23 protein-coding genes are annotated in these 22,980 nt (G+C 50.5%); 12 read left to right on the top strand and 11 right to left on the bottom strand.

What is annotated here, in order from left to right:
- Nucleotides 1-19: 19 nt before the first annotated feature.
- The 6 genes from ACO0LK_RS21135 to ACO0LK_RS21110 all read left to right on the top strand — a co-directional run bounded on the left by ACO0LK_RS21135 (nucleotide 20) and on the right by ACO0LK_RS21110 (nucleotide 4,534).
- Nucleotides 20-847, top strand: coding sequence for a serine hydrolase (locus ACO0LK_RS21135; protein WP_422978548.1), 828 nt, complete (start codon nucleotides 20-22; stop codon nucleotides 845-847).
- 385 nt (nucleotides 848-1,232) lie between these two features.
- Nucleotides 1,233-2,333 carry a DUF6765 family protein gene (locus ACO0LK_RS21130; protein WP_422978546.1) on the top strand — a complete coding sequence of 367 codons (1,101 nt, stop codon included), beginning with the start codon at nucleotides 1,233-1,235 and terminating at the stop codon, nucleotides 2,331-2,333.
- Between the two features lie 34 nt (nucleotides 2,334-2,367).
- On the top strand, nucleotides 2,368-2,802 hold the full coding sequence (arr, locus tag ACO0LK_RS21125) for an NAD(+)--rifampin ADP-ribosyltransferase (protein ID WP_422978544.1): 435 nt from the start codon (nucleotides 2,368-2,370) through the stop codon (nucleotides 2,800-2,802).
- Nucleotides 2,803-2,872: 70 nt separating this feature from the next.
- The gene (locus ACO0LK_RS21120) at nucleotides 2,873-3,334 is read left to right on the top strand and encodes a hypothetical protein (protein WP_422978542.1); all 462 of its coding nucleotides are present in this window, start codon (nucleotides 2,873-2,875) and stop codon (nucleotides 3,332-3,334) included.
- Complete coding sequence (locus tag ACO0LK_RS21115; protein WP_422978540.1) at nucleotides 3,331-3,930, top strand: hypothetical protein; 600 nt, start codon at nucleotides 3,331-3,333, stop codon at nucleotides 3,928-3,930. The genes ACO0LK_RS21120 and ACO0LK_RS21115 overlap by 4 nt, the downstream gene beginning before the upstream one ends.
- A 106-nt stretch (nucleotides 3,931-4,036) precedes the next feature.
- Nucleotides 4,037-4,534 (top strand): hypothetical protein, encoded by a 498-nt coding sequence (locus tag ACO0LK_RS21110; RefSeq protein ID WP_422978538.1) that lies wholly within the window; start codon nucleotides 4,037-4,039, stop codon nucleotides 4,532-4,534.
- Nucleotides 4,535-4,576: 42 nt separating this feature from the next.
- Here ACO0LK_RS21110 and ACO0LK_RS21105 read toward each other — a convergent pair whose 3' ends face one another.
- Nucleotides 4,577-5,407, bottom strand: a complete 831-nt coding sequence (locus ACO0LK_RS21105) for a hypothetical protein (RefSeq protein WP_422978536.1) — start codon at nucleotides 5,405-5,407, stop codon at nucleotides 4,577-4,579.
- Nucleotides 5,408-5,914: 507 nt separating this feature from the next.
- Here ACO0LK_RS21105 and ACO0LK_RS21100 point away from each other — a divergent pair.
- Nucleotides 5,915-6,472 (top strand): GNAT family N-acetyltransferase, encoded by a 558-nt coding sequence (locus ACO0LK_RS21100; protein WP_422978534.1) that lies wholly within the window; start codon nucleotides 5,915-5,917, stop codon nucleotides 6,470-6,472.
- Between the two features lie 369 nt (nucleotides 6,473-6,841).
- On the opposite strand, the gene ACO0LK_RS21095 is transcribed toward ACO0LK_RS21100, so the two are convergent.
- On the bottom strand, nucleotides 6,842-7,246 hold the full coding sequence (locus tag ACO0LK_RS21095) for a winged helix-turn-helix transcriptional regulator (RefSeq protein ID WP_422978532.1): 405 nt from the start codon (nucleotides 7,244-7,246) through the stop codon (nucleotides 6,842-6,844).
- An 86-nt stretch (nucleotides 7,247-7,332) separates the two neighbouring features.
- On the opposite strand from ACO0LK_RS21095, the gene ACO0LK_RS21090 reads away from it, so the two are divergent.
- The 3 genes from ACO0LK_RS21090 (at nucleotide 7,333) to ACO0LK_RS21080 (ending at nucleotide 10,732) form a co-directional block, all read left to right on the top strand.
- Nucleotides 7,333-7,881 carry a nuclear transport factor 2 family protein gene (locus ACO0LK_RS21090; protein ID WP_422978530.1) on the top strand — a complete coding sequence of 183 codons (549 nt, stop codon included), beginning with the start codon at nucleotides 7,333-7,335 and terminating at the stop codon, nucleotides 7,879-7,881.
- Nucleotides 7,882-7,945: 64 nt separating this feature from the next.
- Nucleotides 7,946-8,803, top strand: coding sequence for an SDR family oxidoreductase (locus ACO0LK_RS21085; RefSeq protein ID WP_422978528.1), 858 nt, complete (start codon nucleotides 7,946-7,948; stop codon nucleotides 8,801-8,803).
- 576 nt (nucleotides 8,804-9,379) lie between these two features.
- Nucleotides 9,380-10,732 (top strand): alpha/beta hydrolase family protein, encoded by a 1,353-nt coding sequence (locus ACO0LK_RS21080; protein ID WP_422978526.1) that lies wholly within the window; start codon nucleotides 9,380-9,382, stop codon nucleotides 10,730-10,732.
- A 95-nt stretch (nucleotides 10,733-10,827) separates the two neighbouring features.
- On the opposite strand, the gene ACO0LK_RS21075 is transcribed toward ACO0LK_RS21080, so the two are convergent.
- From ACO0LK_RS21075 to ACO0LK_RS21035, 9 genes are all read right to left on the bottom strand, one after another.
- Nucleotides 10,828-11,631 carry an alpha/beta hydrolase gene (locus ACO0LK_RS21075; protein ID WP_422978524.1) on the bottom strand — a complete coding sequence of 268 codons (804 nt, stop codon included), beginning with the start codon at nucleotides 11,629-11,631 and terminating at the stop codon, nucleotides 10,828-10,830.
- 329 nt (nucleotides 11,632-11,960) lie between these two features.
- Nucleotides 11,961-12,563, bottom strand: coding sequence for a hypothetical protein (locus tag ACO0LK_RS21070; RefSeq protein WP_422978522.1), 603 nt, complete (start codon nucleotides 12,561-12,563; stop codon nucleotides 11,961-11,963).
- An 82-nt stretch (nucleotides 12,564-12,645) separates the two neighbouring features.
- Entirely contained in the window at nucleotides 12,646-13,251 is a 606-nt protein-coding gene (locus ACO0LK_RS21065; RefSeq protein ID WP_422978520.1) for a response regulator transcription factor, read from the bottom strand.
- Nucleotides 13,248-14,381, bottom strand: a complete 1,134-nt coding sequence (locus tag ACO0LK_RS21060) for a sensor histidine kinase (protein ID WP_422978518.1) — start codon at nucleotides 14,379-14,381, stop codon at nucleotides 13,248-13,250. The genes ACO0LK_RS21065 and ACO0LK_RS21060 overlap by 4 nt, the downstream gene beginning before the upstream one ends.
- Before the next feature lie 92 nt (nucleotides 14,382-14,473).
- The gene (locus ACO0LK_RS21055) at nucleotides 14,474-15,025 is read right to left on the bottom strand and encodes a CIA30 family protein (protein ID WP_422978516.1); all 552 of its coding nucleotides are present in this window, start codon (nucleotides 15,023-15,025) and stop codon (nucleotides 14,474-14,476) included.
- Complete coding sequence (locus ACO0LK_RS21050) at nucleotides 15,013-16,299, bottom strand: amidohydrolase family protein (RefSeq protein WP_422978514.1); 1,287 nt, start codon at nucleotides 16,297-16,299, stop codon at nucleotides 15,013-15,015. The genes ACO0LK_RS21055 and ACO0LK_RS21050 overlap by 13 nt, the downstream gene beginning before the upstream one ends.
- A 229-nt stretch (nucleotides 16,300-16,528) precedes the next feature.
- Nucleotides 16,529-18,385 (bottom strand): signal peptide peptidase SppA, encoded by a 1,857-nt coding sequence (gene sppA / locus ACO0LK_RS21045; protein WP_422978512.1) that lies wholly within the window; start codon nucleotides 18,383-18,385, stop codon nucleotides 16,529-16,531.
- Nucleotides 18,386-18,443: 58 nt separating this feature from the next.
- The gene (locus ACO0LK_RS21040) at nucleotides 18,444-19,457 is read right to left on the bottom strand and encodes a S1/P1 nuclease (RefSeq protein ID WP_422978510.1); all 1,014 of its coding nucleotides are present in this window, start codon (nucleotides 19,455-19,457) and stop codon (nucleotides 18,444-18,446) included.
- 251 nt (nucleotides 19,458-19,708) lie between these two features.
- Nucleotides 19,709-20,419 carry a hypothetical protein gene (locus tag ACO0LK_RS21035; protein WP_422978508.1) on the bottom strand — a complete coding sequence of 237 codons (711 nt, stop codon included), beginning with the start codon at nucleotides 20,417-20,419 and terminating at the stop codon, nucleotides 19,709-19,711.
- A gap of 187 nt (nucleotides 20,420-20,606) precedes the next feature.
- On the opposite strand from ACO0LK_RS21035, the gene ACO0LK_RS21030 reads away from it, so the two are divergent.
- The gene (locus ACO0LK_RS21030; RefSeq protein ID WP_422978506.1) at nucleotides 20,607-22,292 is read left to right on the top strand and encodes a peptide chain release factor 3; all 1,686 of its coding nucleotides are present in this window, start codon (nucleotides 20,607-20,609) and stop codon (nucleotides 22,290-22,292) included.
- Nucleotides 22,293-22,586: 294 nt separating this feature from the next.
- Nucleotides 22,587-22,901, top strand: a complete 315-nt coding sequence (locus ACO0LK_RS21025; protein ID WP_422978504.1) for a hypothetical protein — start codon at nucleotides 22,587-22,589, stop codon at nucleotides 22,899-22,901.
- The last annotated feature ends 79 nt before the right edge of the window (nucleotides 22,902-22,980 follow it).

The raw sequence follows: 22,980 nt of genomic DNA, 5'->3' as shown, positions 1-22,980 counted from the left end.
ACCGAATGCCCAGATGTTAATGCGTAAGTTAGTCGTCGTCTTGCTGTTTTATAGCAGCAGCCTGGCTGCCATGCAGTTGAATTCCCAGAATGCGATTGTGGTCGATGACCGCAATGGCCAGGTCCTGCTGGAAAAAAATGCCTCCACCGTCGTACCCATCGCCTCGCTGACCAAGTTGATGACCGCCATGGTCGTCCTCGACAGCAAGCCTAATATGGATGAAAAAATCGACATCAAAGAAGATGACGTCGACCAGTTAAAACATAGCCGATCACACGTACCTGTAGGCAGCTCCATCACCCGCAGGGACGCCCTGCAACTGGCACTGATGTCTTCCGATAACCGCGCCGCAGCATCGCTGGCACGCACCTATCCCGGTGGCAACAATGCCTTTCTAGTCGCCGTCAAAAGCAAGCTGGTCGCCCTGGGTATGCCCAACACCGTCATCAAGGAAGCCACCGGCCTGTCGCCAGAAAACACGTCCACCGCCGCCGACCTGGTCAAAATGGCCCAGGCCGCTGCCCGTTATCCCGAAATCGCCGACATCACCACCGATAGCGAAGACAGCATCTCACTTAAGGATGGACGCACGCGCGAATTCCACAACACCAATCGTCTGGTAGGTAAAAAAGGCTGGGATGTCCTGCTTTCCAAAACCGGCTTCACCAACGAAGCAGGCAATTGCCTCATCATGCGCGTCAAACTCGCAGGCAAAATGGCCACCCTGGTATTACTCAACGCCAGAGCCAGTTCAGCCAGATTGATGGATGCCTTGAATATAGGCAAACTGCTGGGCTACAAAGAAGAAGTCAAACACAAGCTGGCGCGGCATAGACGGCGTCGCTGATAGTGCAGGCGACTGGCGACAGTCGCTCTGACCTTTGATCCGCAAATAATCAACTGCGCAAAGTAATACCCTTCCACTGGTGTGACATGGCAGACATACGCCATGCCATAGCCATCTGTCCGCATCCATCTGTCCACATCCCCACGTCCACATCTATAGTCACGCTTGCAAAAAGGAATAATTCTCTATTTCCTCTCAGATCAATTTGCAAGAACTGCGCTCTTCGCCATAAACGGCATGCAAATATTATTGTCTTTATGTTAAATATAAAGCACAATGTTTCATCTTGCGAAACGCGATCAAGCCAGATCGAAGTGAGCCAGGGGCAGCAAGTTGCAACTCATCGTTTAATTCCTGAAACACCCTCCATACTTATGAGGCCATCATGCAAATTGATTTCCATCATGCCGTCACCTACGTCGTTGCACGCCTGGCTGGTTTCCCTCACGACGAGGCGCATATCATTGCCTACAGCGCGCAGTATGTGGATGATGCGACCAATGACGGTTATATAGAATTTGATACCGGTGCCCTGTATTCCCGCATTGCGTCCGCCCACAAGATGCTGGACTACAAGAACTTTAATGACCTGGCCAATCACCACGCATGGATACCATTTCATTTCCTTCCCGGTAATAACGGACTGCCGGCAGGCCAGGGCAATGATCTGGGCTTCATACAAAGAATTATCTGCAAGCCAAATAGTTATGTGGCGCGTGACATGGTAGCCGAATGTATCCAGCGAAAAAAAGACAGAAATGCGCTGCACCGGCTGGGAATCACCATGCACGTCTATGCTGATACATGGGCACATCAAGGCTTTGTCGGTGTCGAACATAAAATTAACCGGGCCTCGGAATTAAGCAGCAATCATGCAGGCCTTGCATCCGCCAGTATGACTGACAGCATCAAGAGGTATTTTTCCGGATTATTTGACCATGCAAAGGGCGAACTGGTCGCAGACGCATTACCTTTGGGACATGGGGCAGTATTGAGTTACCCAGACCGACCTTACCTGAACTGGACATATACAAACGGTGAAGGAAAAGTTGTTAAACGAAATAACCCGGCAGATTTTCTGGACGCTGCCGACCATATGTGCATCGCCATGAAAAGCTTCATTGCAGGTGATCCATCATTGAGCACCACTGGCTTGGCAGCGGACGACAAGAAGAAGATCGATAAACTGATCCGGGAAACAGTCAACGAAGATGGCGATATCAGACATGCGACATGGTTAAAAGCCATCAAGAAAGGGGACTTCAGTTTTGGAAAAAGTGACGTGAACTATGTAGCCAAAGGCTTGAATTCCTGGAAGCATGCGGCCTTGAACACGATAGAAACTGAAGACACAGGAAATGAAAATTTTACCTACCACCCCAATTTCCTCAACAGCGACTGGAAAAAATTCCACGACGCGCTGCAAATGCACAGGCTATACGTTGTGCAAGAGCTTTTACCTGGATACGGGATTTGTGCGGCATAATTAAATCTGTCCCCTGCTAAAAAAGGAGAGAGAAATGATAGAGAACCAAGCGGCGATGGCCACCGATAACCTGAGTCTGCAACGGCTCTACCATGGCACCCGGGCTGACCTGAAACCGGGCGACCTCATCGAACCCGGCTATGCCTCTAATTACGGCAAGCGCAAAAAGGCGAGCTATATCTATCTGACCGCCACCCTGGATGCCGCCACCTGGGGTGCAGAACTGGCACTCGGCGACGGCCCCGGCAGAATCTACATCGTAGAACCAACCGGCACCATCATGGATGACCCCAACCTGACAGACAAAAAATTCCCGGGTAATCCAACAAAATCATACCGCTCCCGCGAACCGCTGCGGGTTGTGGGCGAAGTAACAGATTGGCAGGGCCATCCTCCTGAATTGCTGCAAGCCATGAAGGACAATATCGAACGACTCAAGGCGCTTGGCATTGAGGCTATTGATGATTAGTGGCACCTTCTTTTAAAACCCTTGCAAGAGCGCATGGTCATTTATACCTTACCCAAAAACAGAGATATGCATGTGGATTAATCTTGAACACTGCTGGCGTTGCCCCACCAGAGCCGCTATTGATGCGCTGGCGCTCAGGTTAAATCTGCGCAATACCCGGGACATGCAGGACTGGGAATATGAAGTTTCAGACGCCAAGAGAATCGACGAATTTTTAGCCGCCTATGAAAGTGGTGAGTTGAACGATGACGAACGCTTCACCCTGATGGAAACTTTGTTGGAGTCCTGTTGCGAAGCGGAAATGTACGACAAGGCATTTTTATCCAGCGATGTCTGGAAAAAAATACTGGCGTTGCTAGAACAAAATATTGCACTGCATATTTACACGGTCTGGTATTGGTCCGCCACTGAAAAAGCGGAAGAAGATATTAGCGATTCCTTCGCTATAACACCCTGTATCCGAACTATTTTATTGCGGCAGCAGCATGCGTTTGCTCTACCTGTAAACATTCCTGAAGGAATTGATGCGTGACCCTGATTCGAATATTTTTTTGTGCTCTGATACTGCAATCAGGTTTTTTAAGCATCACTTTTGCCTCGCAAAATGAAATTGACCGTACTGAGACTAACAGGAAACATAAATTAATTGACGGAGTAGTTCAAAGAACAGTATTTCTTCTTGAAAATCCAAGGGAGCAACTAGTCGAACCTACAAATAGCCTTGAAATGGGGGAAGTAGTCTCAATTCAAAAACAGGAAGGCGATTGGATGTATGTTGCAAGCCCGGAAAAAGCCGGATGGTTAAAATCTGATAACGTAATTTTAAGAAGTCGTTTTTCGCTGACTAAAACATGGGCGGCTCCTCAACATATTAATGTAGGAGATGGAGACTATGAAGCAACATATACCTTTATGAAAGGCGGCAGTTTTTCACTAAAGGAAACGACATTGATGGGAGATAATTCGTATCGCCTGATTAAAAGAAAAGGAAAGCTTTTTCAATTCAATAATTTTTTGTGGGCCAAAGTAGAAGGCGAGCCTCTGGACGTAATAAGAATATTTTTAATCGGTACAAAAGGGAAATTGTGTTGGAAAATGTATATGGATGGACGGTGTTCTATTCAATAAATTTTTTAATATGGCCGTCGGATAGAAATCGGTCATTAGTATTATTTTTCAATTTTTAATTCCAGTGGCTATCAAGTCACATCGGCGCTAAAACGAGGTATGCAACATGAAATTCAACTACTCTTTTTCTCTTACACCACCCGCGCAGCCAAGTCGAAAGCTCGTCGAGTATTCTTACAGCGAATTTTTAATTGATTTGCCGTCTCATTGGAAGCTTGTCCCGAATTCACAGCACAACACGCTTACGTTTCAATCTGATATAGAAGGCGCCTCAATTATTATTAGTGTAGATTTTTATGATGTGCCGTCTTCGAAAGCGCAGACGGTGGCAGAAAAATGTATTGATGGCCGCTTATCTGCACATGAACAACAATTCCCAGCGCGGGTCGAAGTCCTTCAACGCAGCATTCGCATGCATTCGGGCGGTACGGGACTTGAAATGAGTTATGCCGCCGAGGTCGCTGGTGATCATATGTTCATGTACTTAGGATATGTGACATCACGTAAAATCCTTAACTTAACTATGGTATGCAAGCCGGAAAGATCGAAAGCATCGGAATTATTCAACGTAACTATTGGAAACTTCCGCCCTAAATTACCTTAACAAGACATTCAAAGTTGATGTCATGTCATGATATGACTAGATTTAAGGGTGGCATTGATGCCACTCTGGCATATTTATTTCTTTGACCTCTGCTTTGTTTTTGAAAGCGACGATACTCGCTGATCCGAATGTCTCGGTGATCATGTTAATGTCCAGGTAGGCATTGCGTACGTCAGCAACATATCTTTGAATTACTTTGCTGGAACCAAAGATTGCCATATGCGGTTTGTCAAAATTCTCGTCCATACGAACGGCTTTCTTTTTCTCGGTACCTACCATTCTTGTGCGCGCATTGAATGAGTAGCCATTGTCAATATAGCCGATATAACCTTCTACGTACTTATTGCCGATCATTGTAAAAAAACCGGAAAATAGCTCAATCATATTATCGCTGGAAATTTTTTGCGTTTCGTCGACAAGTCGAATTTCAATAAAGATAGAAACAGGATCTCGTTTCAACCGATTGAAGAAAACATATCCTTCACGCGTACCAAGACTAAATAATTCTTTTCCAACCGGCCGTGTATAGTCTACAAAATCAAATTTCTCGATCGCCGCCCAATCTTCATTCAGGGGGCTGGGTTCAATCGTCATTTTGATATTTTCCAATTCTTCAGGCAATAACTTCCTTATGCCTTTTCCGCTAATTTCTAGACGGTTGATGCCGTCGGGATAGGTCTTTCTGAAGTGGGAAAATATGTCCGTTAGGGTTTTCTTCTTTGCCTTTTTTACACCGGCCTTGCTGAGGCCTTTGTAATTCCATACGCCTTCATCGCCACAAAGACTAACCAGAAATTCCAGCAGAAATGGAAAGAGTGTTTTACGCTCGTAAATATAGAACTGTGCGTAAATGTTGGGGTTAGTTTCTTTCATGGGCTTCTCGATTTGTATATCAGCGACCTGCATTATTGCCTGTATTTAGGCGGCGAAGTTTAATTCTGCAACGTACTTATACAAGACGGTATCGCCGACTGTATTTCTCTGCCCGCACACGACAGAGCAGACTAAGTAGCTGCTGTGCAGTCTAACAAATTTTATCTATAGTTTGTGAATAGTGATGAATCGCCAAAATTAATGCATACCCTAGTCCACCTGTCATTTGCGGCAACAGGAGAAGTGATTCGCAAGAAACGATATGCACGCGAATTTAATTTGCAGCCGATAGATGAATACGACTGTTGTAAAGCATCGCATTATTGGCGAGATCGATATCGGCTTTAACGCGTGTTTCTTGGCAATGGTAACTGCTCCCGTAGGATTTCCTTGCGAGATCTTGGGGTGCCTGGAAAAAATGCCTTACTTCGCCTATTATTGTATGGATACTTTTTAGCACGTCATATGTGCTCAGCTTCGTTCACCATTCATATCGCAGAGTCAATCATGCCATCTTTCGAACAACTCACTATCGATACCCCGCGCCTGCATTTGCGGCCCTTGCGTCTGGATGATGCTGATGCAATTTTGCGCATACGTTCAAACCCGGATGTCATGCGCTACATGCCATCCGCACCCTGGACCGAGTTGGCACAGGCCACGGCGATGGTCGAGCGCGATAAGGCGGCCATGCTCAAAGGTGATTTTGCGCGACTGGGGTTGATACGTAAAACTGACAATCTCTTTCTTGGCAGTTGTATTCTGTTTCATCTGGATGCCGGGTGTCGCCGTGCTGAAATTGGTTATGAAATGGACGCCGCAGTCTGGGGGCAGGGCTATATGCATGAAGCATTGGTCGCCTTATTGAATTATGGTTTTAATGAAATGAATCTCAACCGTGTCGAAGCCGACATAGCGCCGCACAACCTCGGCTCTGCCAAAACACTGGAAAGACTGGGTTTCATTCAAGAAGGTTTTTTACGCGAACGCTGGATCGTTGAGGAAAAAGTGTCAGATTCGGCGTTATATGGTTTGTTGCGCAGTGATTGGGTGAAGCGTGCATAAGTGGACTACGAGCATTGCGGTTGTCTGATCTGGTGCTGTGGACGAAATCAATAACGTCGCCCAAAGCTAGAACTCATTTCATAAATAGGTGTGAGATGCGTTTGTCTTATAACGCAGTCCAGCACGCGTTATAAGACAAACCCTTCGGGAGCTGACGATTCGGGCACATTGCTGCGTTGCGTCGCGTAACCAAGGCACCAGCCTTGGCTACGCGACGCGCCTTGCACTGCATCCCGAATCGCCTTGCTCGCACTCACCCCTATTTATGAAATGAGTTCTAGTCATAGCGAGGGGGCGGTGCGACGATATCGATAAATATGCAGACGCTTTTCTCGCACGCATCCCTATTTATGCAATGAGTTCTAGTCTTTACCCCTGTACCCCACTATCAAAAACCTGCCTCGCCAACTTCATCTTATCAAAATTCTTCTCCGCCCAATCCACCAGTGCGCCCATAGGTATCATGACCGAGATACCCAGTTCGGTTAATTCATATTCGACGCTGGGTGGCTTGGTGGGAAATACTTTGCGGGTCAATAAACCATCTCTTTCGAGGTCGCGCAAAGACTGGGTGAGCATGCGTTTAGAGATGTCGGGGACTTGCTTGTGCAATTGACTGAAGCGCAGCGCGCCTGATTGCAGGGTCAGCAAGATCAGGGGCGTCCATTTGGTGCTGATATGGTCGAGCACGTTCCTGACCGGGCACATGGCCGGATCAAAATCAGACGCCATTCCTGCGCGTTTTGGTGGGTTCACTTCAGGTAACCTTGGCATGAAAAACTGCCTCCTTACAATTTTTATACTTAGTCTCTATTATAGACCTTGTTGGTTGTCGTGTCGAAACAAGGAGAGATTCAGTCATGAAAAAACAGGCACATCGTTTCAAGAACTTGGTTGGCAAGAAGTTACTGCGCCTGGGCGCAATGACGGTACTTGGCTTATCCACAATGTCCATTTTGTTACCAGCGGCCAGCTATGCACAAGAGCCGGTTGTTGGTGTTGCCAATCCTGACGCGTTGTTCACCAGCAGTGATCCCAGGCTGCATGCAAACAAGCAGGTGGCCTATCACATAGTCAAAGACTTGCTGGAAGCCGGGCATTGGGAACAGGCAGACAAGTACCTGTCCAAACGCTATATACAGCATAACCCGAATGCGGCGTCTGGTCTGGATGGCGTGATCAAGTATTTTGTCGAGGTCAGAAAGGTGCAAGCCAAACCTATTCCAGAAAAAATGACAAAACCGATCGTTGCCGTGATTGCCGAAGGCGATCTGGTGACTGTCATGTATCCCTTGCCGGTCAGGGACAAGACCACCAACCAACTTTTATACACAACTACCTGGTTCGATACCTGGCGGATTGTGGATGGCAAGGCGGATGAGCATTGGGATTCTGCTTTAAAGAATTAAGCCATGAATTGGAACTCATTCCGCTGACAGGAATGGGATGTATTGAACTTTCGAAAGGAATTATATGATCGCAGTAACAGGTGCAAGTGGACAATTAGGTCGTCTGGTGATTCAGGCTTTGTTGGGCACTGTCCCAGCCAATCAGGTGCTTGCCATTGTAAGAGATGTGAGCAAGGCCGATGATTTACGTGCCAGCGGCGTGCAGCTCCGGCAGGGGGACTATAGCAAGCCAGAGACACTGGCCAGCGCGCTACAGGGAGTTAAAAAGCTGCTGCTGGTATCTTCCAGCGAAGTCGGACAAAGGCTGGAGCAGCACAAGAACGTGATTCAGGCGGCAAAAACTGCGGGTGTCGAATTGATTGCCTACACCAGCATCCTGCATGCAGATACGTCGCCACTGGTGTTGGCGAAGGAACATATTGAGACCGAACAACTGATACGCGACAGCGGCCTGCCTTTCGTCTTTTTGCGCAATTCCTGGTATATAGAAAATTATTTTTCTGCGGTGGGTACAGCGCTGGAAACGGGCAAGGTATTTGGCGCGGCTGGTGAAGGAAAATTCTCGGCTGCATCACGGGCAGATTACGCCGCCGCAGCAGCGGCAGTGCTGACTGGAAGCGACCAGGCCGGTAAAATTTATGAACTGGCAGGTGACCAGGCATTTACTCTCGCAGAACTGGCAGCGACGCTGGCAGACCTTTCGGGCAAGCCAGTGGCGTATGTGAATTTTGCCGAAAACGAATACAAGGATATGCTGGTCTCATTCGGCCTGCCGGAAGGCTTTGCCTACGTCCTGGCGCAATCGGATACAGGTGCTGCGCAGGGTGGCTTGTATGATGGCGATGGCCAGCTCGGCAAGCTGATCCAGCGTCCAACGACGACTTTGCGCGCTGTGCTGCAAGCACACCTGTCGTCGATCTGATGTCATTGCGGATTTGCTAAAAATCTGCGAGCCAGAAACCAGTATGGCTGCTGTTGCAGGCAGCTTTGCTGGTTTTTATTTATAGGACTTACGCAAACCAGCTGCATTGCGTAGTGAGCCTGGGTAGATACGATTAGCTGAGCGTAATCGTACGCATGCTGTGCCTGGCAATGACGAAAAAGCTTCAAATTTTCATTTCTTCTATCCGACGAGAGGAAATTCACTGTTTTGTATTTTCTTAATTAAATCAGCTAATGAAGATAGCAAGTCGTCACGGACATGCGTACGATTACGCTTCGCTAAATCGTACCTACAATTGCTGTGCCTTGCCTTACGCAGGTTCCCCCTTTATCAATTCTAAATTCCCTTTCAAATAGCTTACAAATATCTGGGCTTATGAAAGTTCCACGACAGGTCGAAACGCATTTCTTTAACAGTTGAGGCGTTACAAAAAACGGCGTGTAAGGTAGAAATTCCCGGTTTCAGTCATCGAAATCCCCAGTTCATCGGATTGCATGACTTGGCGATGATGACATCGCCTACCATGCGTGGCAATGATTTCTATTGGAGAACCGAGTGAAAAACCTGTCGTCTGCCCTGTTGACTGCATCCCTGTTGTCATGTTCCATTTCCTTCGCCCAGGATACGAGAAGTGTCCCCGAGCTAAGGGCGGCTGGTGAGCCACTACGCGATACCGTATTGCCCGGACAGGCAATGCCAGCGCCAGAATCATTGAAATTAACTCTTTGTGAGACAGGTATTTTTCGCAAAGACAAGCTGACATTCGTCGCTGTCACGAAAACAGACAAGGGATTTAGCTACACCTTTAGCGACGGGACGATCGGCAACATGCAGGATGCCAATGCATTGATCGAATGCAAAAAAGATGCGGTTCTCGTCAGAGAAAAAGATAGTTGGCCGAAAGTCGTCATTTCTGAAACAAATATGCGATTTGAATCAAACGGTGTCATGCTCGCAGGTCGTTTGATGGAAGCACCAGGTGCGGGGGAAAATACGCCTCTCGTCGTCTTTGCCCATGGTTCCGAGGGAACTGGCTGGATTGATCGCGCAGGCGACCCTTACCAGATGGTCGGGCGGGGCGTGTCGGTTTTTGTGTATGACAAACGTGGTACCGGGCTTTCCAAAGGCGAATATACACAGAACTTTCCTCTTTTGGCCGATGACCTGGTAGCGGCTTCGCGCGAGGCCAGACGACTGGCGGCAGGTCGCTACGGTCGTTTCGGCCTCGTAGGCTTAAGCCAGGGTGGGTGGATAGTCCCACTTGCGTCAGCGCGTGCGCAGGCAGATTTTCTGGGTATAGGCTATGGTTTGGCCGTTGATATTACAGAGCAGGATGCGGCGCAGGTGATGAAAGAATTGCGTGACCGCGGCTATGGCGATGACATTATCGCCAAGGCCAGGAAGCTGACAGATATCACGGCAATAATCGCAAGATCAGAAGCCAAAGAAGGTTTGGACGAGCTTGCAGAAGCGCAGAATCAATTTGGAAAAGAAGCCTGGTTTTCTGGCATAAGAGGAGGGTATTCGGGCGCGCTTTTGGGTATGTCTGCGGATAGTCTGCGCCGTAATGGCATACCACCACAATTCCAAAAACTGAATATCGACTGGTCGCTGAATCCCGTGCAGGTCTTGAGCAAGGTCAATGTCCCGCAGTTGTGGGCATTCGCGGATGAAGACCGTCAGGCCCCCGGTGCCGTTACTTTGGAGCGACTCTCAGAATTACGCAAGCAAGGTAGTCATATCACGATCTACCGCTTTCCCGATACCGACCACGGAATGCGGGAATATGTAGAGGCAAAGGATGGCGCGGGCAAGCATGTTCGTATTGCACCGGGGTTTTACGAGCTGATGGCTGACTGGGCAAAAGGCAAACTCGATGGCACCTATGGGAAGGCGTATCGCCAATAGCGTATTGCACAATATGGATAGGCCCACAATGAACCAGCAATTGAACCAGTAATAAACCATTAAGGGGTCATTACTGGTTCAGCAAACAGCCTTGTTTAATCAGCCAACAGGGCATTTACTTTGCTTACCCATACTGTCGGATATTTGATAGGTGCTTCCAGATGCCCGCCTTCAAATTCCCAGAATGTTTTTGTCGTCGTGGCATTGGCAAATACCAGTTGGCCCTGGCTGAAGGGTACAGACTTGTCGCCGGGTGAATGCAGCACCAGCAGTTTGATCTTGCCGATTTCCTTGATGTCTTCTTTGGCAGAATAAGGAGACATCAGACTCGCACGTACCGTTTCCTGGATTTCTTTTGGCACGCTTGCCACAGCAATATCGGTGAATGAACTCATGGGGCCATCCAGTACCAGCGCGTCTATCTTGCCCACATTGGTTTTGCTGAGATGGGTGGCAATCTGGCTTCCCAAAGAAGCGCCGATGACGATCAGTTTTTTGCCTTTTAGCTCAGGTCTTTGCAGTAACTGATCAAACACCATTTGCCCGTCGCTGGCAACATTCAGATGCGTCGGCTTGCCGGTAGAAAGCCCAAAGCCCCGGAAATCGATCATGGCGACCTGAAAACCATCTTCTACCAGCGGGCGCATGAATTTGGAATAAACAGACACGTTGCCGCCAGCACCATGAAAATAAATGATGGTCGCCTTGGGCGTTTGCTTTGGTTTGAGCCAGATGCCCGTGACTTCATCATCACCTGCTTTGAAGCGCAATTCTTCGTAGTCCAACCCTTCAATTTTTACCATCACTTTCGATGGATAATAAAACCTGTCATCAGACTGCGCCCATACGCCGGAGTGGAACACGAATACAGTGAGCAGGGCGAATATCAATTTTTTCATCTTCAATCTCTCTATCAATTATATTAAACGGCGCTACCAGAATCACCTGGACTGGAAGCGCACCGGACACGGGGTTTTACCAATCGCAATCATTTCTCATTGCAGTGAACCAATTTTAATGCAGGACATTCTTTGTGCAGTACCTATGTCGCCAAGCGTCATTTTTGATCGTATATTGCGGCTGTTTTTGGCGTGAAAGGGAATGCACACATCTGCCAGCAGGGGATGTGGGGGGAGCTGGCATTGTGTGATAGAGAGTTTTGCAATTCAAACTATCCAGCGTAGTGGACGGAGATATTGACGATGCTGGTTTACTTTACTTAATGCACTTATTCGCTCTGCATGGAAGTGGACTGCGCTGTTTCAGGTTTGAAATAACATGAAGCAGGAACAGCTTGCCGTTTTAGTTTGTACAGATACCTCGCGCCAGACTTATCGGTTTTTAGCCTGATCGTGTCGAAATAGCGTCGCCTTAAGTCGGCATTGCCACGCAAATTCAGGGGGATGTCTTCCAACAGCACTAGTGGGTTGGCAGCAATAGGGGCGAAGTCCTGGCCGGGACGGTATTTGGAAAAAGCAAAACCAAGGCGTTTGACATAGACCGCAAACATGGGCTGGCTTTCTTCCACGCCACAAGCCAGCAGCACGGCAATGGCCTGATGTTGTGCCGATGCTTTCCATTGATTATTTTCGTAGTAATACAAACCGGCATCATCATAATTTTCTATGGTGCGCCAACTGCTTGCTGGTAAATGCCGGCTCACTCGTAACGCTCGCTTATTGAGCTTTAATGCTGCTTGTTGATCATGGCCTTTTTCGAATGCGGCCATGGCTGCATTGCGCAACTTGTCTGCCTGCATTTCAAGCTGCGCTTGCCCTGCTTGGCCTAGCAAGGGCAGGAAAAAGAGTAGAAATGGCAGAATTTTTGTCATTGTGGCAAGCTGTTGGTGATTCGTGTTCTACGATTATACGACCATGCCGTGATGTATTTTAGTTAAAAAATGATGGGCAAGCTCAAAGCCAACCCTGATCCCGTGCCAGGCGATACGCTTCGACCCGGTTTTTGGCATGCAGTTTGCTGATGGCTTCTGACAGGTAATTACGCACCGTGCCTTCTGACAGATGCATGATAGTGGCGATGTCGGTACTGGTGGAGCCTGTGCCTGCCAGACGCAAGACCTGGCGTTCGCGTTCGCTGAGCGGGTCTTGTTCGCCGCTCCAGCTTTCCAGCGCCAGTTCTGGTGCGATAGCGCGGCCACCGCCGTGCACGGTGCGGATGGCAGCTGCCAGTGTGTCGGCAGGGGCATCTTTCAGCATATAGCCCCTTACACCGCTGGCCATGGCGCGCCGCAGATAACCGGTGCGGGCAAACGTGGTCAGCACGATGACTTTGCAGGGCAGTTTCTTTTCTGCAATGGCGGCGGCCAGTTCCAGGCCGGACATGATGGGCATTTCTATGTCGGTGAGGACGATGTCGGGACGTTCTTTTTCACACAGGGCATAGGCTTCCTGCCCATTTTTTGCCAGGGCGATGACTTCCAGGTCATCTTCCAGACCCAGCAGGGCAGCCAGTGCGCCAGAGACCAGTGCCTGGTCTTCTGCGATGATGATGCGTATCATGTGGATTCTTTCAAAGGCAATGACAAATGCAGGGTCAGCCCCTGTTCAATACGGATATTCAGCGTGCCGCCCAGGGCCTGCACACGTTCATTCATGCCGTTCAGGCCGCTACCCTTATGCAGGGTTTGCCTGCCGTCGATATCATTGGCAGCGATGTTATTTTTTGCGATGCCATTATCGGCGATCTGTAATTCTACCTGTCCCTTGCCCGCAGTCAGGCGGATCTTGCACACACTTGCCTGGGCATGGCGGATGATATTGGTGACGGCTTCGCGCACGGCCAGTGCCAGCACATTTTCCATGGCGGCTGGTAGCTGGACTTTTTCCATCTCGGTTTCCAGCTCGACGGCAGCAGCGCTCAGCGCGTTCCTGGCGGATTGCAATTCATGCAGCAGACCAGTGGCGCGGTAGCCGATGACGGCAGCACGCACTTCGGCCAGCGCCTGGCGAGCCGTGTATTCGATATCGCTGATTTCTTTTTTGCTGGCTGCCGGGTTCTTGTCGAACAATTTACCTGCCAGTTCTGCCTTCAGTGTGATGACGGACAGGGTATGACCCAGCAGATCGTGCAAATCGCGGGCGATGCGTTCACGTTCGGCCAGCGCCGCCAGGTGTTCGACTTCTTCCTGTTTGCGCAACAGGTTTTCATTGCTGCGTGTCAGGCGCTCACTGATGATGGCACCTATCCCGCTGGGGATGCTGAAGATAATCGCCGGCACCCAGAAAAATGTTTCCAGCCGCATGCTGACGGTGGCGACAATGATGATGCCAGCGATCACCCATAAAGCTCTGTAGGCCTTGCGGGTATCCGGTATGCGTGAGCACATGGTGGCGGCAAAGATGCAGAAAGTGGAACCACCAAAATTAACCGGCGCCCAGATGATACCCATGGCACATACCACCAGAATGCAGGCATGTATGCGCCAGCCACTGGACCAGAAGCTGTAAAAATACACCGGCAAAAAAAATATCAGGCTGGCCGCCAGCAATAATATTTCTCTGGTCGAAGGAGTAATATAAAAATACTTCATGCCAAAAATGGCGAATGACAACAACCAGAAATATGGTGCCTTGCCATGACGTGGCGGCACCCAGGGTAGGGACAGATGATTGAAGATGGATGTGCTCAAGCGGTTTTCTCAGGCTTTCTCAGGTTTTCTGTAAGGGCTCAGTGGTGCTAATAAACTGAGCCCTGATATTCTTTTAAGTCCTATAAGTGACATTATTCCTTTAAAAGGCGTATATCCGCAATCTGAAACCGATATTCACCCGGTTGCGGCCCGGCGTTAAAGGCGATCAGGGTGATGATACTGGGGTCCATGCCTTTGAACTGGCTGAAAGGAATACTGATTTCCTTCCATTCTTCGGGTGCTGTAAAGCGTACTGAAATCGGGATGTAGCTTCCCTCTACGCTAATGCCCACGCTATATTGTTTCCCATCACCTTTGACCTTGAACTTCAGAGTGTTGGCTGCGCTCAGGTCAGTTGCTTCCATTGCCTGTTTGCCCGGCAAGAATGCCAGGCCGGCCCAGGGGTAGGCAAATCCGGGCCTGATGGTCGCCACCACATTGACGGCTGCGACGTCATTGCTACCATCCGGCCCGGCATCTGCCAGCTTGATGTCGATGGTGGATTTGCCACCCATGGGCGCATCATTCGATGGGACCCAGCCAAGACCGAAAGGGCTGGCGAGTTTGTCTTTTGTGAACAGGCTGATACGGCCATCCACAGGCAATTGCACCATCAGTTTCTTTTGTGCATTCAGGCGTGCCACTCCTGGATTTTTTGTTCACGTTGTTGTGTGACGCGTCCGCCATCTTTCCACACTTCGACAATATTGCGGCTGGCGCTGATGTCCTGGTCTGGCTCGCCACTGACCAGCAACAGGTCAGCCTTATAGCCTTTGGCAATGCGCCCGCGATCTTTCAGGCCAAAGGCATGTGCAGGAACCGATGTGGCCGATGCCAGTGCCGCTGCCGGGCTTAAGCCAGCTTTGACCAGTGACGCCAGTTCATGATGCAGGCTGGCACCATATTGGGTACCGGCATTACCGGCATCGGTACCGGCCAGTATCGGTATGCCAGCAGCGTGCATGGCTGCTGTCATCATGTTGGGTACTTTAAGCATGTCGGCATCTGCCCTGGCCCGGTAAGGTGAATTCAGTGGCTGCAATTGTGCCTTGTTCAGCAATGCCGTCATACGGGTATCGTTGAGGATATCGTCTTCCTTGACACCGGCAATGCTTTCCAGCACGCTGGAGGTGGGGATGATAAAAGCATGCCTGTCCCTGGCAGACTTGACCAGCGCACGCATATCCTGGTCGCTGATCTGCTTGCCTGCAAACAGATGGACCAGGGCGTCAGCACCGGCGTCCATCGCATCCTTCGCCTCTTCCAGATTGCCTATATGCACCACGGCGAGCTTGTGGCGTAGGTGAGCGGCCTTTACCAGGGCCTTGACGGTAGCCGCATCCAGGCTGTTGAAGGGATGTTGCTCATTACCATGTTCCAGCACGATTTTAATGAAGTGCGAGCCTTCGGCAATGCGCGCATCGACCCAGGCCTGGGCTTCTTCCGGTTTGGTCAGCGTTGGGATGGGCATGCCATATTCAGTGCCGTGACCGCCTGGTGCCGTGGCCAGCGTACCAGCAGAAATCAGATCAGCCTGGTCATGGTTTTCACCCTTGCGCATTTTTTCATTTATGCTGGCAACCAGTTTGACATTGTTGAACATATCAATCTGGGTGGTGACGCCAAACAGCAAGGGCAGGTCCAGATCCTGGAAGGCGTGGACATGCGCGTCTATCAATCCGGGCAGCAGGGTACGGCCCTGGCCTTCAACAATGTGTGTATCCGCTGACGGCTTGCCTTTGAAGTCGAGATCCCTGATCTTGCCATCAGCGATCAGCACATTTTTGTCCTTAAGGATTTTCTCGCCATCAAAAACACGTACATGACGTATCAGGAAACTATCGGCAGCAAAGCTGGTCGCCAGACCGGCTGCGTTCAGGCTGCATGCGATGGCAAGGCTTAAAAGGGTTTTGTTCATGGTCGACTCCGTAGTGGGGGATGTCGCCATTGTGCTGATGTAAGGGAAGATAAGACAGAAGCAATTGCCACCAGTTTCATATGACATTTGTCATATGCAGAGATCAGGCATGAGATTGGAACTGATTGGGACTGAGGGAGTGGAATTGAGGGCGGGCGGAAGGGAAGGGGAAGCTGGCAGCATTGACGCTACCAGCCCGGTCAGGAATGACTAATATGACCAATTCGTCTTACGGTACCTTGCACAGACAATGTGTCAGTGCAGTAAAGCTTTTGCCTTCCTTGTTGATTTCTGACAGCCAGGTCAGGTCAGACAGCATTTGTGCCGCTGCTGCCGGTGGCAGGCCGGTAGGTACGACAGCGACCTTGAACTGGTCTTGCAATATCTGGGCAGTCTTGGCACCAAAGATGCTGAAGATGCGGTCAAACCTGGATGGTTCGCGTTCGATATAGCTGATGCGATAATCATTGCCCAGCTTGGCGCGTGTCGATGCCGATTTCAATGCATCCGCGTAGCTGCCTATGGTATCGACCAGGCCACGTTCCTTGGCTTGCAGACCTGTCCATACACGACCCTGGGCTACGGCATTGATTTTCTCTGGCGTAGTTTTGCGGGCAGCAGCAGCCTTGCCGGTAAAGTCGGCATAGGTATGGTTGATACTGCTTTGCAGGACTTCAGCAAAACGCGGGTTCAAAGGACGCAAGGGATTGAATGGATCAGCCAGCCAGGTGGTGGGTGAGCCAGCAGTATGCACGCCCAGTTTGTCCATGGCCTTATCGGCCGTCGGCAAGATAGCAATCACGCCGATGGAGCCGGTGATCGTGGCTTCATCTGCAATCACTTCATCTGCCGCCATGGATATCCAGTAACCGCCCGATGCAGCGACGTTACCCATGGATACCACCACTGGCTTGCCAGCCTTGCGCGTCAGTTCCAGTTCACGGCGTATCAGCTCTGAGCCGAAAGCACTGCCGCCAGGCGAATCTACCCGCAGGACGATGGCCTTGATGGCATCGTCTTCACGTGCCTTGCGGATCAGGCTGGAGGTAGACAGGCCACCAATGGAACCCGGAGGTGCCATGCCTTCGCTGATTTCGCCAGAGGCAATGATGACGCCTACCGCATCGCCAAACAGTTTGGGTTTCTGGCGTGCCAGATAATCATCAAAAGCGACCTGACGGAAGCTTTTGCTCTGTTCATCTTTGATGCCGCGTTTAAGCATCAGCTCACGCAATTCATCACGGGTTTTCAAACCATCGACCAGCTTGGTGTTGAGCGCCAGTTTGGCGATGTCGCCACCGGCTGCGGCCAGCAACTGGGTCAGGTCATTGATGCCGTTCATGATGGTACCTTCCGGCAGCTTGCGGGCTTTTTCCACATCCGTGGTGTAGGTCTTCCACAAGGCGGTGTACAAAAAGCTTTCGGCTTCTGCGGCTTCTGGTGAAGGCGCATTGGCGACGTAGGGTTCACCAAAGCTCTTGTAATCACCGGCTTTCAGGACGGTGACAGTGACACCCAGTTTGTCCAGCGCATCACGGTAGTAATTCTGGTAACGTCCAAAGCCTGTCATCATTACTGAACCCATAGGGTGCAGGTAGACTTCACTGGCATGTGCTGCCAGGTAGTACTGACGCTGGTCAAAACTTGAACCCCAGGCCACCACGGTTTTACCACTGGCCTTGAAACGGTCAATCGCGGCGGCGACTTCACGCAGCATGGTCAGGCCGGTGCCGCTCATATCATCCAGCAGCAGGACAACGCTGCTGATTTGCGGATCTTTGGATGCCTGGTCCAGCACCCACAAGATGTCACGCAATTGCGTGGTCCTGCGGACATCGCCACGGGCTTCTGCCAACAGCGTATCGCGGGCATTGCCAGAATTCTGTTCAACCAGGGTGCCTTTCAGATCGAGCAGCAACGCGGTCTTGTCCTCGATTTTTTTAGGTCCCCCGCTAAACAGGCCGACGGCAAGCATGATCAGGATGATCAGCAGAATCAGGTTAAGGATGACCCGGCGGCTGAAGTCCAGCGCCGACCAGGCATATTTGAAACCTTTTCCTATCCAGGTTAGTGGGGTGAAAGCCATAGTGAGTTCGTCCTATTTGTTCAAGTGATTCTAATGAAACGGGTGCTGTCTTGACTGTTTAATCTGGCCAGACGGTTTTAAGCAACTGGGCCAGGTGAGCACCTGCGCGGGCCAGGGCATCATCTTTCAGGCTGGCCATGGTTTTTTCATATTCCAGTGGCAAAGCGATAGACCAGTTATTGCCTTTTTGATTCGGTGTGCTTTTGCTGAATTGGGTACCGGCAAACAAAATTCTTGCATCGCGGATGGCATCATTTGCCCACAGCACTGGCAGTTCTTCAATGGATGCATTGGCCAGGGTCAGAGTTTTGGCTTTTTTTGTCAGTGTTTCATTCATGCGGCCACGCTTGTATTGCTGTGGCAGATCATCCCACAGCGAATGCAGATTGCCGCAAGGGCATTGCAGGGCATTACCGCCTACAGTATTGGTGGCATGGTCATACTGACCTTCATCCGGGTTGACGATCTTGCCTTCTGCATCCAGGAAGATGGAGCCGACATGCAGGGGCTGGTGCAGGTCGCCGACATAATGCGTGAGCAGGGTCAGGGCTTCTTGCTTGTCCTTGAAATTAAAGGGCTTGGGCTGCGGTTTGTCTTGCAGCACCAGGACGGCGGCACGGATGGCATTGACCACGTCATGGTCGCTGGTGCCGACATAGCCGGTTTTGTATTGGTCATGTTGCAGGGCCACGTCCGCGTAATGGTATTGCTTGTGGCAGTTTTCTTCGCCGCTGGCAGGCTTGCAATTGGTGTCATTGCGTTTCACATAATCGCTCATGGCAGCAATGCCTGCGGCGGTTTCAAACGATGCACATTCCGGATAACGGCCCGTGGATGTGTAGGCATAGTCTTTTTCGGGCGAGATACCTTTGACGCAATCACCCCAGACCGCCACTTTTTCCAGTGTATTATCACCCAGCAGGGCTTTGACCTGAGCGCCCGCCTTGCTGCCCGCCAGCAGGGAATCGGCAATCGCCCCCACGGTCTGGTGGCCATCGGCACCCCAGGCAAAACTCAATTGTGGCAGGCTGGCCATGGCCAGCATCAGGGCTGAAATCAGTATCTTTTTCATAGGAAGTTCAGATAGCGGTTAAGGAAGGTACGACCGCAAGTTGCGGTCACAAGTATCGTTAATGGTAATACACAAAGATGACGAGGATATAGCAAACTGCATCTTTGTGTACAGATCAGGAAGCGTATTGCTGGCGCACCCTGACTAAGGGCCAGGGGCCGGGTTTGTGGCTGATGCAGGTAACACACACTGATGCGTGTCGGTGGACCTCTAACCTGGCTTGCGGAAAAGCGTCGGTCACCTATGGCGATTTATTTGCTGCGCCCTACGTTCTGGACCTGAAAACTGTCCAGTTGCACATGGTATAAGTTATTCAAACCAGTCAACTCGGTGGCGGGCCTGGGTATCCAGTCCAGGTTTTCAAACACGATTACCCAGTGTTTGGGCGCGCCCAGTTTTTCGTGTTCCAGTACAAAGCGTATCGGCAGGCTGATGCCAGCCTCATTGCTTTGATACAGCACGGTTCCTTCCATGCTGGCAGAAAAGCTGAATTCCATCTTCAGAGGCTTGCCGCTATCCGGTTGCAGCCAGACCTTTGCTGTCTGCGGACGTTTTTTTGTGCCCAGTTTCAAGCTGTACACCGCCCAGGTGTCGCCATCAATCAATTGATCGGCCTCTCTTTGGCGAAAGCTAAGGCCAGTCAATACCAGATTGGGGTGATTGGCGATGGGGCTGGAAACATGGGTCTTGCTGCTTGGTGTTGCCCCTTGCAGGCTTTCGATAGTACGTACCGGTTCTCCATTGGCCCATTTGCTTAGTTTCGCCCGTTTGGCAAACTGACTGGGGCTGAGCCAGTTTTTTTCTTCTTCTGTATAGCTGGAATCCACTGTGGTAGCGACCCAGGTTTTGCTGAGCTCTATCTGGGTGAAGAATTTTTGCCACAGGACATCATCATCGGCCTGAGCGCAGGCTGGCAAGACGAAGGCAAAGATGCTGAAGACGAACAGATGGAAAGTTTTCATGTCGGCCGCAAAATTGAATGAATAGTAACTGTTGTTCTTATAGCATTCTTGTGGCCTGATTGGCAATCTTTATTGCTTATTTTATTGCTTATGATTTCCTATCACCCGTGGGGTATTCGACTTCGCTCCCAATACCAGCTAAACTTGCGTGTTTTTCTTCCATTTTTGCGGCATCAGCATGAACACCATGAACCCATCCCCAGACGACAGCGCGCAAGCCGCCAACGAGATCCCTGAGACAGCCTCGGAATCGACGACGACCAGTGCGCCATCGAAAGATCTGATCAGCCGCGAAGTGGCACGTCGCCGTACCTTCGGCATTATTTCCCATCCGGATGCCGGTAAAACCACACTGACCGAAAAGCTGCTGATGTTTTCGGGCGCGATTCAACTGGCAGGCACGGTCAAGGCACGCAAGAGCGGTCGCCACGCGACCTCTGACTGGATGGAAATAGAAAAGCAACGCGGCATTTCGGTTGCTTCATCGGTCATGCAGTTTGAATACCGCGACCACGTGGTCAATCTGCTTGACACCCCGGGTCACCAGGATTTTTCTGAAGATACCTACCGCGTACTGACGGCTGTCGATTCGGCCCTGATGGTGATCGATGCTGCCAAGGGTGTGGAAGAACAGACTATCAAGCTGCTGAACGTGTGCCGCATGCGCAATACGCCCATCATCACCTTCGTCAACAAGATGGACCGCGAAACCCGCGACCCGCTGGAATTGCTGGATGAGTTGGAATCGGTACTGAAGATACAGTGTGCACCGGTGACCTGGCCCATAGGCATGGGCAAGACTTTCCGTGGTGTGTACCACATCCTGAAAGATGAGATCCTGCTGTTCACGCCGGGTAGCGAACGTGCCGATCAGGAATTTGAAGTCATCAAGGGCATCAATAATCCGCGTCTGGTAGAGATGTTCCCTCTGGAAATCGAACAATTGAAGATGGAAGTCGAACTGGTCCACGGTGCGTCTCATCCTTTCAGTCTGGAAGACTTTTTGGCAGGCGTGCAGACGCCGGTATTCTTTGGTTCTGCCATCAACAACTTCGGCGTGCGTGAAATCCTGAACGCCTTGCTGGACTGGGCACCGGCACCGCGTGAACGTGATGCCACCGTCCGTTCAGTCGAACCAAAAGAAACACCGTTCTCTGGTTTTATTTTCAAAATCCAGGCAAATATGGACCCGGCCCACCGTGACCGTATTGCCTTCCTGCGTGTATGTTCCGGTCGGTTTGAACGTGGCATGAAGCTCAAGCATCTGCGCCTGAACCGCGAGATCAAGGTGTCGTCTGTCGTCACCTTCATGGCATCGTCGCGTGAACAGGTGGAAGAGGCTTACGCCGGTGACATCATCGGTTTGCCTAATCATGGCAATATGCAGATTGGAGACAGTTTTTCTGAAGGCGAACTGCTGCAATTCACCGGCATCCCTTACTTTGCGCCAGACTTTTTCCGTACGGCACGTATTTTGAATCCCCTGAAAATCAAGCAATTGCAAAAAGGCTTGCAGCAATTGGGCGAAGAAGGTGCAGTACAGGTATTTAAACCTGTCGTCAGCAGTGATTTGGTGCTGGGCGCGGTAGGCGTTTTGCAGTTTGAAGTGGTCGCCAGCCGTCTTAAAAATGAATACGGTGTAGATGCCGTGTTTGAAGGCACCAGCATCAGCAGCGCGCGCTGGATCAGTTGCGAAGACAAGAAAATGCTGGCCGACTTTGAGCGCTCCAGCGCCGGTGGCAACATTGCCTATGATGCTGCGGGTAACATGGCATACCTGGCGACATCGGGCGTGAACCTGAAGCTGACGCAAGAACGTTGGCCTGGTGTAACTTTCCATGCCACCCGTGAGCATGCTGCCAAGCTGGGTTAAAATCACCCGAGCGCAGACAAAACGAATCAACAAGCGGCTGACAGGGCAAAAAGTGCCTGTCAGCCGCTTTGTCATTGGTGCTTACAAAATTGACTTGAATGCAGATTTTAATTTGCTAACATGGTCATTTAGGCCGCATTTTTTGCGCGCTGCAATGACATATAGCTGTCATACTGCAAGCGCAAAGTAGTGCTTGGCGCTGTTGAGCTAACAGCAGGTCAGCATGCGCGATACTTCCAGGCAATTCCATTCCCTTCCCGATTTTCTGTAACAACTTGAATGAGGAGCGTGATCATGGCATTATTTTTTATTGAAGCCGTCCGTTATGATGACAGTGGACAGCGTATCGCCAAGGTGCGATGGGGCAAGAGCAAGGGCGGTCAGGTCATGCCGCCAGCAATGGTCGATGATCCACAAGAAGCGGATGTCCAGGTGGTGCTGGATACGATTGCCAATGGCGATGAAGTGATACCCAAGTTTAGCAATGGCAATGGCATCATCCTTGGCCCCAAAGTCGTCGGCATCCAGTATGAAGATGGCGCACAGGGCCTCAGCTCGGCGAGTGATGACGTGCCCGGCCACAGTCTGAACGACCTTCCTTCCTTCTGATTTTACTGGCACGCTGCTGCCCGGGTGGCAGTGTGCCCCTACCTGCATGTATGCATATGCGCAAGCCTGATATATGCAA

It is taken from the genome of Undibacterium sp. Ji49W (genome assembly GCF_049340205.1).
Lineage (GTDB): Bacteria > Pseudomonadota > Gammaproteobacteria > Burkholderiales > Burkholderiaceae_D > Undibacterium.
This window is presented reverse-complemented; position numbering and strand designations above follow the sequence as displayed.

What these genes read in the sequence shown, in the direction of transcription:
- ACO0LK_RS21135 (WP_422978548.1), top strand. Translation starts at nt 20, where the DNA reads ATGCGTAAGTTAGTCGTCGTCTTGCTGTTTTATAGCAGCAGCCTGGCT.
- ACO0LK_RS21130 (WP_422978546.1), top strand. Translation starts at nt 1,233, where the DNA reads ATGCAAATTGATTTCCATCATGCCGTCACCTACGTCGTTGCACGCCTG.
- arr (WP_422978544.1), top strand. Translation starts at nt 2,368, where the DNA reads ATGATAGAGAACCAAGCGGCGATGGCCACCGATAACCTGAGTCTGCAA.
- ACO0LK_RS21120 (WP_422978542.1), top strand. Translation starts at nt 2,873, where the DNA reads ATGTGGATTAATCTTGAACACTGCTGGCGTTGCCCCACCAGAGCCGCT.
- ACO0LK_RS21110 (WP_422978538.1), top strand. Translation starts at nt 4,037, where the DNA reads ATGAAATTCAACTACTCTTTTTCTCTTACACCACCCGCGCAGCCAAGT.
- ACO0LK_RS21105 (WP_422978536.1), bottom strand. Translation starts at nt 5,407, where the DNA reads ATGAAAGAAACTAACCCCAACATTTACGCACAGTTCTATATTTACGAG.
- ACO0LK_RS21100 (WP_422978534.1), top strand. Translation starts at nt 5,915, where the DNA reads ATGCCATCTTTCGAACAACTCACTATCGATACCCCGCGCCTGCATTTG.
- ACO0LK_RS21095 (WP_422978532.1), bottom strand. Translation starts at nt 7,246, where the DNA reads ATGCCAAGGTTACCTGAAGTGAACCCACCAAAACGCGCAGGAATGGCG.
- ACO0LK_RS21090 (WP_422978530.1), top strand. Translation starts at nt 7,333, where the DNA reads ATGAAAAAACAGGCACATCGTTTCAAGAACTTGGTTGGCAAGAAGTTA.
- ACO0LK_RS21085 (WP_422978528.1), top strand. Translation starts at nt 7,946, where the DNA reads ATGATCGCAGTAACAGGTGCAAGTGGACAATTAGGTCGTCTGGTGATT.
- ACO0LK_RS21075 (WP_422978524.1), bottom strand. Translation starts at nt 11,631, where the DNA reads ATGAAAAAATTGATATTCGCCCTGCTCACTGTATTCGTGTTCCACTCC.
- ACO0LK_RS21070 (WP_422978522.1), bottom strand. Translation starts at nt 12,563, where the DNA reads ATGACAAAAATTCTGCCATTTCTACTCTTTTTCCTGCCCTTGCTAGGC.
- ACO0LK_RS21065 (WP_422978520.1), bottom strand. Translation starts at nt 13,251, where the DNA reads ATGATACGCATCATCATCGCAGAAGACCAGGCACTGGTCTCTGGCGCA.
- ACO0LK_RS21050 (WP_422978514.1), bottom strand. Translation starts at nt 16,299, where the DNA reads ATGAACAAAACCCTTTTAAGCCTTGCCATCGCATGCAGCCTGAACGCA.
- sppA (WP_422978512.1), bottom strand. Translation starts at nt 18,385, where the DNA reads ATGGCTTTCACCCCACTAACCTGGATAGGAAAAGGTTTCAAATATGCC.
- ACO0LK_RS21040 (WP_422978510.1), bottom strand. Translation starts at nt 19,457, where the DNA reads ATGAAAAAGATACTGATTTCAGCCCTGATGCTGGCCATGGCCAGCCTG.
- ACO0LK_RS21035 (WP_422978508.1), bottom strand. Translation starts at nt 20,419, where the DNA reads ATGAAAACTTTCCATCTGTTCGTCTTCAGCATCTTTGCCTTCGTCTTG.
- ACO0LK_RS21030 (WP_422978506.1), top strand. Translation starts at nt 20,607, where the DNA reads ATGAACCCATCCCCAGACGACAGCGCGCAAGCCGCCAACGAGATCCCT.
- ACO0LK_RS21025 (WP_422978504.1), top strand. Translation starts at nt 22,587, where the DNA reads ATGGCATTATTTTTTATTGAAGCCGTCCGTTATGATGACAGTGGACAG.